Source organism: Deinococcus marmoris DSM 12784 (assembly GCF_000701405.1).
Classification (GTDB): domain Bacteria; phylum Deinococcota; class Deinococci; order Deinococcales; family Deinococcaceae; genus Deinococcus; species Deinococcus marmoris.
Genome location: NZ_JNIV01000118.1, coordinates 1 through 11,917 on the forward strand (window position 1 = coordinate 1; position 11,917 = coordinate 11,917).

The following is an 11,917-nucleotide window of genomic DNA, read 5'->3' on the forward strand; positions in this document are numbered from 1 at the left end:
CCCAGCGGCAGATAAGGGCCTCTGCGGGCAGCGTCTCGCGCAGGGCGTGGGCGACGGCCCGAATGTATGCGTCTCCGCCGCTGTGTCCACGCAGGGTATTGACGCTCTTCAGCAGATTCAGATCAATGACAGCCAGAACGTGCGGGAAGCTCAGGGTGCGCTGCACCTGCATGAAAGCGGTGCGGGTCAGGCAACCGGTCAACGCATCGAAGTCGGTGGACGTGGTATTCCCGGCGCTTCTGGGCAGCCGCCGGACATGCACGGTCAGACCGCCGTCGTCCGGGTAGACGATGATGCCGATCCACCCCTGGTGGCGAGGACCGAACACTTCCAGTTCTGTCCGCTGCTGGGTGTCCAGGACGTGCCTGAAGGCGGTCAGGATTTCAGGCATGGCCTTTGTCGGAAGGGCGTCCGCGTAGGTCCGTCCGAGCAGTTCATGACGCTCCTTGCCCCACGCCTTCAGGGCGAAGGCGTTCACGAAGGTCAGGCGTTGATTCGCGTCAAGGCTGAACATGATGTCCTCAACCCGGTCAAACGGGTGCACGGTGGCGTGCGGGACACGGGAAGACATAGGGCAGGCTAGTCCTCAGGCCATGACAGAAGGCTCACGGCATCCAAACATTTGGGAAAAGGCTGGTCTGCCCTCAGGCTGGGTCACAGAGAGTCCAGGCCCTCGGATCGAGGAACTGCCGGTGTCGAGGTTTGCAAAAAGCGCGTTTCCAGCATGTGTTGGCCGCCCTGGCGATTTTCCGGGGATGACCACCCCCTCCCCTACGATGAAAATGAATAACCTTCCGGGTGACAATCTGATGGCCAACTGCTTTAATCTCCAGCCAAGGCGCACGGCCTCCTGTGAATCCGCGTTGCTGTTCTGCCACGCGGCGGCCCACAGCCGCTAATCAACCCGCAGCCGCAAATCGACAGGCGCGGCGGGCAGTTGGTCATCCCCATCTGAGCAGGCCAGAATGGCGACATGAAACGCAGCCGCCTCTCCCTGGCCGTCCTGATCTGGCTGCTGCTGGCCGGGGCAGGCGTGGCCGCGCTATTCGTCTCTGCGCGGGGGCAATTCACGGAAACGTTCGATACCGACGCCCGCATCCTGCACCGGGTCCTGTCGCAGCGCATGGAGCAGCAGGAAGCCGTATTGAACGCCGTGGACGCGCTGGGGCAGGGCCTGGACGCCTCGGCGCTGGCCAGCTATCTGGACACGCTGCTGCGTCCCTACCCGCAGGTGGTGGCGGTGGAACGCTGCACGGTCCAGGGCTGCCAGGTGCTGGGAAGGCCCGCCGAAAGGCCGCCAGCTCTGGCTCCCGCCCTTTCCCCAGATCCCGCCGTGAACTGGCCAGAAGGCGGCGGGCCGCTGTACGCCGTGTCGCGCGGCGATGTGCGGGTCTGGGTGGACGCCCGGCGGCTGACCGGGGCGCTGGACGAGGGGGCCGCGCCGCTGATCTACACGCTGTTCCAGCCCGCCTCAGGTGTCGTGATCGTCAATCATACGCAGGAGGGCGGGACCGCAGCGGCTTCCACCACCTTGCGGGTGGAGAAAGTGCTGGGAACGGCCCTGCAACCCTTTCCCATCGTCATCTCGCGCCCGGTGCCGTGGGGGGTCTGGCCGTGGATGGCGGGCCTGTTGTGGACTTTGCTGACGGCGGGCCTGACTGCACTGGTCTGGCGACTGCTGGACGCCCGGAGAACCGCGCAACACGCCCTGCTGGACGAGCGGGCGCGTGCGGGGGGCGTGGTGGAGGCGGCGTCCGAGGCCATCGTGGCTCTGGATGACCTTCACCGGGTCACGCTGGCAAACCCGGCAGCGCGGGCGGCGCTGGCCCACCCGCTGCCCCCCGGCACCGATCTGCGCGCCGTCACCACCTTCCAGGCCACGCTGTCGCAGGCTCCGTTTGACGCCGCTTCCTTCTGGGACAGCGCCGGGCCTGTCGCGCTGCCCGAAGGTCTGACGTTGCTGCGAAACGGCGAGGCCGTGCAGGTGGAAGGTGCTGTGGCTCCCCTCCTGGGCGCAGACGGAACCTTGCGCGGGCGGGTGCTGACCCTGCGCGAGGTGGGACCGCTCCAGCGCCGAATGCTCGAACACCTGGAAGACGGCGAGCGGCGCGTGCGCGAACACGAGGACATGCTCGCCCACGTCTCGCGCCTGTCTACCCTGGGCGAGATGGGCGCGGGTCTGGCGCACGAGTTGAACCAGCCGCTGACCGCCATCGTCAGCTACGGGCAGGCAGCGGCGCGGTTGCTGGACGATCCCGAACCCGATCTGGCGCGGGTGCGGCATGCGGTGGGCGCGTCGGTGACGCAGGCCGTGCGGGCGGCGCAGATCATCGTCCGGCTGCGCCAGTGGGTGCGCCGCACGCCCAGCAGGGCGCGGCCCACCGATCTGGTACAGGCCGTGCAGAACGTGCTGACCCTGTGCCGCGCGGACCTGAAGCGTCTGGGCGTCTCCGTGGTCACCGCCTACGCTGACGCGCCGCTGGTGCAGGCCGATCCGGTGCAACTCGAACAGATCGTCCTGAACCTGCTCAGGAACGCGCTGGACGCCGTGCAGGACACGCCTGATCCCGTCATCGAGCTGAGCATCGTGCTGGAGGGGGGAGGCTGGAACCTGAGCGTGCGCGACAACGGCCCCGGCATCGCCTCAGAGGTGGCCGCGCGCCTGTTCACGCCGTTTACCACCAGCAAGGCGGGCGGTCTGGGGCTGGGCCTCAGTCTGTCGCAGACGCTGGCGCAGGGGATGGGCGGTGACCTGAGCGGCGCGAATGCGGGTGCGGGCGGCGCGGTCTTCACCCTCAGCCTGCCGCGTCTGGAACTGGAGGCTGCCAGTGACTGAGCCTGTTGTCAATGCTGGGCTGCCGCTGGAACCCACCGTGTATCTGGTGGACGATGACGACGCGGTGCGGGACGCGCTGGGTCTTCTGCTGGGCACCGTGGGCCTGAACGTGCGCCCCTTCGCCGACGGTCTGGAGCTGGAACGCGCCCTGGACGCCGAGGGACCGCCCGCCATCGGCTGCCTGCTGCTGGACATTCGGATGCCGCACATCAGCGGCCTGCAACTGCAACTGCGCCTGCAAGAGCGCGGGGTGGACCTGCCGGTGATCCTGCTGACCGGGCACGCCGATGTGGAGCTGTGCCGCCGGGCCTTTCGTCAGGGTGCGGCGGACTTTCTGAGCAAGCCCGTGGACGAGACCGAATTGCTGGAAGCCGTGCAGCGCGCCGTGCGCCAGCATCTGCGGGGGCGTCAGCGCCGGGCAGCGAGTGGGCAGGCCCGGCTGCGCCTCTCGCGCCTGTCTGTCCGCGAACATGATGTCCTGCGCGGCATTCTGGATGGCCAGACCAGCAAGCAGACCGCCCGCACGCTGGAGATTTCTGCCCGCACCGTGGAAACCCACCGCGCCAGCCTGTTTGCCAAGCTGGAGGCCGAGTCGCTGGCCGGGGTGATTCGCCTCGCACTGGAGGGAGAGGAGGGCTGATACGGACTCCGATCAAATCGTTTGCAAAACGATGGAAATTCGAGCCGGACTCGCAGAGCTGCGAAGCAGAGGAAGAGCGTCCTCTCCTGTGGAGCTGTACCAGTCATGGGGAGGAGTAGCCCCATACGGGTGCTAGCTCACGACGACAGCCTGTCCATGACGAGAGCGAGTGGGAGGAGTACGGAGTCCGTCTGAGAGTTTCTGCCCTCTCCCCTCCTCCGTAAAACTACGCAGTCCTCCCGCGAATTGCCCGGATACCGTTTTTGCCGTACCAGGCGCAAAATTACAGGCATGAAGAAGATTCTGACTGCCCTGCTGACCGTCTCCCTCATCTCTCTGGCCGCCGCACAGACCACCCCCACGCCGATCAAGCTGGCCACCACCGCCACCGTCGCCCCGGCCAGCCTGAGCCTGAGTGCGGCCAGCCGGATCGCCACGCTGGCCGTGAACAACTGCGCCCAACTGGGCTACAACGTCAGCGCCACCGTGGTGGACCGCAGCGGCGTGACCCTGGCCGTGGCCCGCTCCGAGAACGCCGGGCCGCACACCCTGGGGGCCAGCTCTGGTAAGGCCTTTACCAGCGCCAGCGCCCGCGCGCTGACCAGTGACATCGCCAAGAATCTGCCGAACAATCCTGCCCTGGCCGACATCCCCGGCTATCTGGTGCTGGCGGGCGGCGCACCGATTCGCGTGGACGGCGCAGTCGTGGGCGCAGTGGGCGTGGGCGGCGCACCCAGCGGTCTGGTGGACGAGAAGTGCGGCACCGACGCCGTGGCCACGGTGCTGGGCAAGTAAAGTTCAGCGCCTGCTCAGGCTGTCCGGGAGACCCTTCCACGACTGGCCTGGCTGGGCAGCCTCTTGCTGTCACTGGAGTGTTCAGCAGACTGCACAAAGGCAAACACCGTGACGGACTGAGGGCCACCTGCCCAACCGGGTGGCCCTCAGTCCGTCACCTTGATGCGCCGGTACAGCGCCTGGGTCACGCACCACACGCCGTAACACAGCGTTCCCAGTGCCACCGCGCCCAGCAGGAACTGTCCGGCGGGCTGTTCACGCAGCCAGGCCAGCGCCTCGGAGGTCCCGATCACGATGCTGGCCTGATCCCGCCACGCCGCCACCAGCAAAAAGACACCCACGATGCCCAGCAGCAGGCCGCGCGCCGAGATCCCCACCTGCCCGATGCGCTTCAGGGTGCCCCTGTACTGCGCCCCGACATCGGTAAAGGCCATCTGCTCCATGAATCTGGCCCCGTAGGCCTTGTAGAACTGCCGGACCGCGACGGCCAGCAAAACCATGCCAGCCACGCCGAGCAGCACCTGACCCCCCGGCAGATCCAGCACCTGAGAGGCGGCCTGGGCCTCGCTGTTCTGGTTCCGGGAAGCGCTGCCCTGGGCCGCCGCGCGGGCGCTGAATACGGCCAGGGTCAGGTAAACGACGCCGCTGACCAGATATCCCGCGCGTTTGACCAGGCCCCTGGCTTCATTGCCCTGATGTTCCGGGTCCACAACCGCCCGCAGCAGTTGCCACAGCGCGTATCCACCCAGACCCACCACCAGCAGCCACAGCAGGGCGCTGCCTGCCGGGAGGTCTTGCAACCGCAGCAGCGCTCCCCTGGTATCGGTGGTGGAGCCTTGGCCCCCCAGGGCCAGACTCAGGGCCAGAACGCCGACGGTGCCGTACACCACTCCCTTGCTGGCATAGCCGAAACGGGCCAGGGCTTCCAGGCCCGGCGCAACCTGATGGCTGGCCCGCTCGACCTTCGATCTGGCAGTTGACATCTTTTGACTATGCCGCGTCGTCCATCAGGCCGGATGCGCGGGGCCGCGCTGTGTTTCTTAAGGGTCGGTCTGTCCCACCCGGCGCGGGAGGCGTAAACGTCGCAGGCAGGCCCATTCCGCTCTACCAGTCAGACCACCAGACACGGGCGATCCAGTTCAGTGCCGCTGGCGATCACTTCCGAAGCTCAACCCCATGTAAAGGTTACCGGGCAGACTGGAGCGGCCCGCCCACGAGAGACTACGGGCATGGATTTCCAGGCAGCGCAGACCGCATTCGAATCAGCCTTCAACGCCCACAAACACGGCAGAGAGGGCCTGAACGTCGTGCCGGAAGTGAGCGGTGATCACTTCCACGTCTCGGTGCGCTTTCAGGATGTGGACGCCGAGCGCGGTTTTGACGTGGTGGCCGAACCCCTTCCCAGCGAACACCGCAGCGCCGAGGAACTTGGACAGGAAGTGGCCGAGGTGGTGCGACGTGAACTGATGTACGGCCAGCTTCCCGCGCGTGACGAGCAGGGCAGCTTCAAGCGAATCGTCGTCTGATACGGACTCCGTCTGTAACGCGGCAGAAATCGGGACAGCGCCGAGTACCCGCACTTCACGCCCGGAACCCGTTTTTCTTCTGCTCACCGTCTTGTCCAGAACAGCGCCCATGACCCGTACAGCCCGCAGAGAGGACGCCTGGACGCCCGTTCGGATTTCCAATTATTTTCAACACTTTCCAACCGGAGTCGGTATGAATCAGTGCATACCACGCCGCCGCGACAGCTTGGCCTGATACATGCGCTGATCGCTGAGGCGCAGCAGATCCCCGGCGGTCTGGGCGTCCTGCGGGTACTGGGCGGTGCCCATGCTGGCGGTGGCTGCTCCAAACTCACAGCGCTGCATCTGAAGGCGGGACTGGTCCAGCCGCCGGGACAGCCCCTGAGGTTCTACCAGCGAGGTAGACACGATGGCGAATTCGTCGCCGCCGATCCGGTACACCAGCCCCACGTCGGCGAAATTCTCGGCTAGGGCCAGCGCGAATGTCTGGAGAAAGCAGTCGCCGTGTGCGTGTCCATATACGTCATTGACGCCTTTCAATCCGTCGAGATCGAAGGAGACGACGGTAAAGCCGTCGCCGCTCACGGCAGACTCGTTCAGGGTGCGTTCCAGCACCTGCTCGAATGCCCGGCGGTTGCCCAGCCCCGTCAGGCTGTCGGTCAGGGCCAGCCGCTCGGCCTCCGCGCGGGCCTGATCCAGCTCACGGGTGCGCTCGACCAGCAGGTGTTCAAACACTGTCAGGACGTGGCTGGCGTCCTCCTGCTCCAGCGGCAGAAGGTCCTCGCCCCATTCCCCTTCGTGGGTGTCCGGCTGGGTCAGAACTTCCAGGGCGATCTCTACTAGATGCGGATCGAAATGGGTTCCGGTCTGCCTGCGGATCTCGTCCAGGGCTTCCTGCACGCTCCAGGCGCGTTTGTAGGGCCGCGCCTGGGTCAGCGCGTCGAACACGTCGGCCAGCGCCACGATCCGGCCCGACAGTGGAATCTGGCTGTCCCGCAGACCGCGCGGGTAGCCGCTGCCGTCCCAGCGTTCGTGGTGCGTCAGCGCGATTTCCTCGGCCATCCGCAGCAACTCCGAGCGCCCCCCGGACAGAATGCGCGCCCCGATCAGGGTGTGGGTCTGCATCTGCTGGAATTCGGCGCTGTCCAGCTTGCCGGCCTTGAGCAACACGCTGTCTGGAATGCCAATCTTGCCCACGTCGTGCAGCCGCGCCGCGACCCCCAGCACGTTGGCCTGACCCTCCGGCCACCCCAGCGCCTGCGCGATCCGCGCCGAGGTCCGCCCCACCCGGCGGGTGTGTTCCCCGGTGGTGTCGTCGCGGTACTCGGCGGCCATCGCCAGGCGCGTGACCACCTCCTGCTGGGCGCGGGCCAGTTCGGCGGTCCGCACGCGCACCTGCTGTTCGGCGCGCTGGCGGCCCTCGTGTTCCACCTCGGTCCGCACGCGGTAGATCTCGGCGTCCTGGCGGGCACGCTCGACCTCGAACTGGATGCTCAGGTTGCGGGTCTGCTGGTCACGCTCGGCATTGAACAGTTCGCGCTCGATACGGGTCAGTTCGCGGCTGTGGGCCAGCGCCTGCCCCAGATCACCGCGACGCTCGCAGTAATCGGCCAGCGCCTCGTGGGCTTCGGCCTGCTCCTTGATGGATTGGACGCTGATCGCCAGTTCCAGACCTGCGTCCAGTTCCTGCCGGGCCGCGTCCAGTTCCCCCTGCCGCAGATGCAGCCGCCCCAGTTGCAGGCGCGCCTCCAGTTCCCCCTGCTTGGACCCGATTTCCAGCGCGATGGCCAGCGCCTCCCGGATGGTCTGCGAGGCCAGCACCGGTTCACCGGTCTGCCGGTACAGGTTGCCCAGACTGTCCAGCGCGTTCAGTTCGCCCACCTGATACTTCAGTTCGCGGCTGAGGTCCAGGGCCAGTTGCAGGTACTCACGCGCGCGGTCAAACTGCCGAGCGTCCAGGCAACACACGCCGAGATTGAGACTCGCAGTGGCCTGAATCTGTCGGTCTTTCGAGGCCACTGCCGACTTGTAGGCCGCCTCCATGACCTCGATGGCCAGCCCGTTGTCTCCCCTCAAGCTGTGGACTTGGGCCAGATTGTGCAGGATCGGGGTCTCCAGCTTGAGGTCGGCAGGCTGGGTCTTGTAGAGGGTGTAGGTCCGCGTCAGTGACTCCACCGCATCCTGATACTGACCAAACCACATCTGAATGTTGCTGATGTTGATCAGGCAGTGAATCTGACCAGTGATGTTTGCTTCAGCTTCACGCAGGTGCAGGGCCTGATGCAACATGCCCAGGGCCTCGGCCACCTTGCCCTGATGGTGGTTGACGATGGCAAGGTGATTCAGGGCCGTCGCCTGAATGCCCTGTCCGTCCGGCTGGTTCTGGGAGAGCGAGACGGCCCGTTCCAGATGTTCCTTGGCCTCGCTAAAGTGGCCCAGATCAAGCTGCAACTTGCCTGCAAAGCTCTGGGCCTCGGCTTCAAAAATGGGTTGACCCAGGTGAGCGAAGCTCCCGGCAGCGCGGCAAAACTCGGCCAGGGCCTCGGCCTGCTGTCCGTTGGCCTGCAACGCCCGGCCCAGCAACACCCAGCTTTCGGCGGCCTCGCTGGAGTCGTGGTCCGCCGTCAGGGAGCAGCAGGTCTGCGCCAGGGTCAGCGCCTGAGGCGGATCGACACCCAGCAGCTCAGGAATGGCGCGTTGCAGCGCCTGAAGCTGGGTCTGGGGAGGCCCAGAGACCAGCACAGACGAGGGACGGGGGCCGACGGTCATGGTCAGCAGTCCTTAATCGTCGCCGGAAGAGCTGAGGAACTTCACCAGGTCCAGACGACCTTTTTCCCCCAGCTTGTCCTTGTACGGTTTGTTGGCACTGATCTTGTAGATGTCTGCCGCATTGCCAGACATCCGCTCGACCAGTTCACCAGACGACAGGCGCTGTCCCAGTGCCAGCGCCAGACCGCCGCTCGCCATCGGCGCAGCCATCGAGGTGCCACTCCAGGCGGCCATGCCTCCATCCGGCGCTGGGGCGTAGACATTCTCGCCAGGGGCCATCAGTTTCAGTTTGTCCGAGTAATTCGAGAAGCTGGACTTGACGTCGTTCAGGTCGACGCTGCCCACGCTCATGCTGTAGTCGCCGCTGTCCTCGCCACCAGCGTCCGCCGCCGGATAGGTGATCTTGCTCAGATTGCTGTTGCCCGCCGAGGACACCACCAGTACCCTCCTCTCCGTCACCTTCTTGATGGCGTTCTGCACGACTTTGGAGTTCTCTTTGCTGCCCAGGCTCAGGTTGATCACGTTGGCCCCACGGTCAGCGGCCCACAGGATGGCGCGCGCCACCATGACCACGTCGCCGGACCCGTCCGAACCCAGCACCCGCAGGGGCATGATCTTTGCACCGGGGGCCACCTGCAACACAATGCCCGCAACGTTGGTGCCGTGGCCGTAGCCGCCGACGCCAAAGACACCTTCATCCTGTGGCGTCGCGTCCCCAGCGTAGAAGTCGTACCAGGTGGACGGATCAGAAAGGGAACCGCCAAAAGCAGGATGCTGGAGATCCAGGCCAGTGTCGATCACGGCCACAGTCACGCCTGCACCCAGCTTGGGAGCGATGCGTTGCGCCTCTTCCAATTTGATCTTCTTCCACAGCGCGGTATTTTCGGGGAGCTGCGAGAACTGTCCGCCCGCCCACATGTTGATTCTGCCGCCCGCCCACATGTTGATTCTGCCACCCGCCCACATGTTAATTCTGCCGCCCATCGTGGCCGTCATGGTGCCGCCGCCGCTGAACATGTCCTTGTTCGGCTCGATGTAGACCATACGTCCGCCCAGAGCATTCAGGTTCTGGGCGCTGAGCTGCTGGTTCATCCCGATCATGGCCGTGCAGTTCGCCTCATCTTCAGAAGCGCAGCCAGCGTCGTTCCAGCCCAGCACCTCGCCGCCCACCGCCTGGGCCAGACTTTGCGGGGTGTCACCAGCTTCCAGCGGCACCAGAGCAACGCGGGCAAAACGTTCCTGGGCAGCGGGCGAGGCGGCGGTGGGGGCCGTGCTGGAACACGCGGACAGCAGACCAACGGTCAGCAAGCTGAGGGCGGCAAACTTATTCTTCATGACGGGACTCCTTGAAAATAGGTGTATGGGACAGTTCTAAAGCCCCTGGAGTCTGCTCGTCAGCCACTTACACATTTCGTACTGGAAATGAGAGAAACTTCATGAAGCTGCTTTTAGCGCGCAGGGGCGACAAAACGCGTTGCGGCCTTGCCGACTGTGCGACGAACATTAACTTTCTTACATCAAGTGGGTTCGGCGTGCGAAAGTGTTCACTGCCCACAACAAAGGTACCCGTTCTGGTAGCGAACCAGAACGGGTACTGCTATTTTCTACTTACAACATGTCAGAGCTTAGAAATCGGAAGTTGAATTCAGCCGGCCCACATGCTCATCCTGCCGTCCGTATGCACCCCACCTGCGGGCGCGCTGTTCTGCGAGCCACTGGGGGCAGCGTTGGCCGTCCCCACCAAGACCAAGACCGTGATGAGCGCTGTCATTAATTTCTTCATTCTTCACCTCCGACATTCTGGATGTGAGAAATTTAGCACTACACGGATCCGGTTCAATACCCCCCCCATTGAAGTCGAACAATCCCTACTGAGAAGAAGTTTGGCGTGAACTCTGAACATACCGTTCTGCTTACGCGGCTGCGCTCGAACACACATGTAGGTCGGTATGCGAGAGCCGGATTCAGCTCGGCAGCGGGGCGTGTGGGGCACCCAACGACGACAAGGCCATATCAACTTCGGGGCCTTACTTTTGCGGACGGGCTTGCTCAGCGTCGCCCACGCCTGGCCGCCCCCTTCTGAAAGGCCGCCAGCCGCGCGGCAGACACCTCGCCTGCCCGCAGCGCCGCCTGTACCGCGCAGCCGGGTTCGGTGGTGTGGGTGCATTTGCGGAAGCGGCATTCGGCTGCCAGCGCCTCCAGATCTTCAAAATCGGCAGCGTCCGCGTCCCAGACCGCAATGTCCCGCAGCCCTGGATTGTCGATCAGCAGCCCCCCGCCGGGAACGGCGTACAGCGTGCGGCTGGTGGTGGTGTGCCGTCCCTGCTGGTCACTGGCCCGCACTTCTCCGGTGGGCGCGGCAGGGCGGCCCAGCAGCGCGTTGGTCAGGGTAGATTTGCCCACCCCGGACGAGCCGATCAGTGCCAGCGTGACGCCCGGCGTGAGTAGCGCCCGCACCCCGTCCAGTCCCTCGCCCTGATTCCCTCCGGCGTCCTGCTCCGAACTGGCCTGTGCAGAGGTGACGTGAATTTCCAGACCAGGTCCCAGACTGCGGAGCTGCTCCACCCACCAGTCCGCCTGGGCGTGCAGATCGGCCTTGTTCAGCACCAGCACGGGCCGCGCGCCGCTGTGCTGCACGGCCAGCACGTAGCGTTCCAGGCGTTCCAGATCAAAGTCCAGGTCAGGGGACGTGACGATCAACACCAGATCGACATTGGCCGCGATGACCTGCTGGCGCACCGCTCCAGCCCGCTTGCCTTCCTCGCCGCCCAGCGCACGGGCAAAGGTGGTGCGGCGTGGCAGGACTTCCAATAATCTTCCACTGCTGCCAGAGGCCGTTTCCAGCACGCACCAGTCACCGATGGCGGGCGTGAGTGCCCCGTTGTGGCGCGACGCCCCGGCCAGACGGGCTTCCTGCTCGCCGTCCACCCCCCGCACCTGAAAAGTCTGGCGCTGAACCCCCACCACCCGGACTGGCGTGACCCGCTCCTGTTCGCCGGGCGAGAGGGCCGCACGGAAGGTCTGGTAAGCGTCTTCAAAGTCAGGCCCCCAGCCCAGGGCCTCCAGTGCCCGAAGATCCAGCTCAGAGGGCATGGCGGGGAACCGGAAGGGATGCAGGCGTTACGAGGAATTCCATCTCTGTATTGTGTCGCGTTCAGGACGGCGGCGTGTTGAGGGCAGGCCAACCGTGGTTAGCGCTGTGAAAGTAAACCCAATCTGGAACGAAACCTGCACGTTGAACGCAGGACGGTTAGAGCCTATTCGGAAAGTGGAGCGTCTGTTTTGATTAAGGTGCGCTGGGAGGGCGTCTGCGGTTCACCCCCTCCCCAACCCTCCCCCATAAAGAGGGAG

Annotated in this window: 10 protein-coding genes; 4 read left to right on the top strand and 6 right to left on the bottom strand. The window is 65.1% G+C overall.

What is annotated here, in order from left to right:
- Window positions 1-571 (bottom strand): sensor domain-containing diguanylate cyclase (locus Q319_RS0119865; RefSeq protein WP_029484175.1); only part of this gene is annotated, 571 nt, incomplete at its 3' end.
- Window positions 572-973: 402 nt separating this feature from the next.
- Here Q319_RS0119865 and Q319_RS25800 point away from each other — a divergent pair.
- From Q319_RS25800 to Q319_RS0119880, 3 genes are all read left to right on the top strand, one after another.
- Entirely contained in the window at window positions 974-2,836 is a 1,863-nt protein-coding gene (locus Q319_RS25800; protein ID WP_051655597.1) for a sensor histidine kinase, read from the top strand.
- The gene (locus tag Q319_RS0119875) at window positions 2,829-3,476 is read left to right on the top strand and encodes a response regulator transcription factor (RefSeq protein WP_245619399.1); all 648 of its coding nucleotides are present in this window, start codon (window positions 2,829-2,831) and stop codon (window positions 3,474-3,476) included. Before Q319_RS25800 ends, Q319_RS0119875 begins: the two co-directional genes overlap by 8 nt.
- 291 nt (window positions 3,477-3,767) lie before the next feature.
- Entirely contained in the window at window positions 3,768-4,271 is a 504-nt protein-coding gene (locus Q319_RS0119880) for a GlcG/HbpS family heme-binding protein (protein ID WP_029484178.1), read from the top strand.
- Between the two features lie 146 nt (window positions 4,272-4,417).
- On the opposite strand, the gene Q319_RS0119885 is transcribed toward Q319_RS0119880, so the two are convergent.
- Window positions 4,418-5,254, bottom strand: coding sequence for a DUF1206 domain-containing protein (locus Q319_RS0119885; protein WP_029484179.1), 837 nt, complete (start codon window positions 5,252-5,254; stop codon window positions 4,418-4,420).
- A gap of 246 nt (window positions 5,255-5,500) precedes the next feature.
- Here Q319_RS0119885 and Q319_RS0119890 point away from each other — a divergent pair, with 246 nt between their 5' ends.
- Complete coding sequence (locus tag Q319_RS0119890; RefSeq protein WP_029484180.1) at window positions 5,501-5,797, top strand: hypothetical protein; 297 nt, start codon at window positions 5,501-5,503, stop codon at window positions 5,795-5,797.
- Window positions 5,798-5,995: 198 nt separating this feature from the next.
- On the opposite strand, the gene Q319_RS26535 is transcribed toward Q319_RS0119890, so the two are convergent.
- From Q319_RS26535 to rsgA, 4 genes are all read right to left on the bottom strand, one after another.
- Window positions 5,996-8,566, bottom strand: a complete 2,571-nt coding sequence (locus Q319_RS26535; RefSeq protein WP_081846200.1) for an HD domain-containing phosphohydrolase — start codon at window positions 8,564-8,566, stop codon at window positions 5,996-5,998.
- A gap of 12 nt (window positions 8,567-8,578) precedes the next feature.
- Window positions 8,579-9,901: a S8 family serine peptidase gene (locus tag Q319_RS0119900; protein WP_029484182.1), complete on the bottom strand. Its 1,323-nt coding sequence runs from the start codon at window positions 9,899-9,901 to the stop codon at window positions 8,579-8,581.
- A gap of 310 nt (window positions 9,902-10,211) precedes the next feature.
- Window positions 10,212-10,349, bottom strand: a complete 138-nt coding sequence (locus tag Q319_RS27450; RefSeq protein ID WP_156039478.1) for a hypothetical protein — start codon at window positions 10,347-10,349, stop codon at window positions 10,212-10,214.
- Window positions 10,350-10,615: 266 nt separating this feature from the next.
- Window positions 10,616-11,659, bottom strand: coding sequence for a ribosome small subunit-dependent GTPase A (rsgA, locus tag Q319_RS0119910; RefSeq protein WP_034415995.1), 1,044 nt, complete (start codon window positions 11,657-11,659; stop codon window positions 10,616-10,618).
- Window positions 11,660-11,917: the final 258 nt, after the last annotated feature.

Bases quoted from the DNA above. Each gene is read 5' to 3' on its own strand.
- Q319_RS0119900 (WP_029484182.1), bottom strand. From the start codon at position 9,901: ATGAAGAATAAGTTTGCCGCCCTCAGCTTGCTGACCGTTGGTCTGCTG.
- Q319_RS0119890 (WP_029484180.1), top strand. From the start codon at position 5,501: ATGGATTTCCAGGCAGCGCAGACCGCATTCGAATCAGCCTTCAACGCC.
- Q319_RS0119880 (WP_029484178.1), top strand. From the start codon at position 3,768: ATGAAGAAGATTCTGACTGCCCTGCTGACCGTCTCCCTCATCTCTCTG.
- rsgA (WP_034415995.1), bottom strand. From the start codon at position 11,659: ATGCCCTCTGAGCTGGATCTTCGGGCACTGGAGGCCCTGGGCTGGGGG.
- Q319_RS0119885 (WP_029484179.1), bottom strand. From the start codon at position 5,254: ATGTCAACTGCCAGATCGAAGGTCGAGCGGGCCAGCCATCAGGTTGCG.
- Q319_RS27450 (WP_156039478.1), bottom strand. From the start codon at position 10,349: ATGAAGAAATTAATGACAGCGCTCATCACGGTCTTGGTCTTGGTGGGG.
- Q319_RS26535 (WP_081846200.1), bottom strand. From the start codon at position 8,566: ATGACCGTCGGCCCCCGTCCCTCGTCTGTGCTGGTCTCTGGGCCTCCC.
- Q319_RS25800 (WP_051655597.1), top strand. From the start codon at position 974: ATGAAACGCAGCCGCCTCTCCCTGGCCGTCCTGATCTGGCTGCTGCTG.